This window comes from Methylobacterium sp. E-041 (assembly GCF_022829665.1).
GTDB lineage: Bacteria > Pseudomonadota > Alphaproteobacteria > Rhizobiales > Beijerinckiaceae > Methylobacterium.
In genome coordinates this window covers 1-678 of record NZ_JAKSYQ010000011.1, presented here as the reverse complement: position 1 = coordinate 678, position 678 = coordinate 1, and the positions used below count along the sequence as shown (strand labels likewise).

The following is a 678-nucleotide window of genomic DNA, read 5'->3' as shown; positions in this document are numbered from 1 at the left end:
GGCTGGATCAGCCGCAACCGCCGCCTTTGGAAAGACCCGGAGGCGACCCTCGCCTCGGCCCAAGCCTTCCTCTACGCCGCCGCCGTCATGATCCTCGTCCGAAGGCTCGGCCGAGCGTCATGACTTATCGGACGGACTCTTACGCCTCCTCAGCTCGATTTTGGCCCATTCGACCGGCCGTGGAAAGCGCTGGGTGACGAAGCGGGCGTGATGGATAGGCCGATGGTGTCCCTCGCCACAGACGCCTCATGCCGCACCTGCCTACCCGCTTCGCCGGGATCATCCTCTCTTTCGCTCCGCTGTTCGTCTACCGGTCGTGGCGGCACGCTCAATCCCTGCTGATCGGTGCGATCCCTGTCCAGGTCGGCGCACAGTAGCGAGCGTGCTGCGGATCACGGACAGGGCACGCGACCGACATTTCGTGAACACGCTCAAGTATTTTCGGTCTGCGCTGAATTGGGCGGGTGGGGTTCACGCGGCGGTGCATGGGTGATTCACTGATCGCTCTGGAGAAGGAGCGACAAATGGGCTCTAAGCCCTCGGTGACGGCTGCCTTGTGCGGATAGGGCCTGGGTCTGGATACAGGTGGTGGCGCGGGATGGCGCTGTATCGGCCCTGTGTCTGGACCCATGACGAACACGGCTCACATCGTCGTCGCGGGAACGCGACGGACCTGGT

Annotated in this window: 1 pseudogene; it reads left to right on the top strand. The window is 63.9% G+C overall.

The features are described from left to right. Positions 1 to 123, top strand: a pseudogene (locus MKK70_RS00150) (IS5/IS1182 family transposase); the annotation flags it as partial. Positions 124 to 678: the final 555 nt, after the last annotated feature.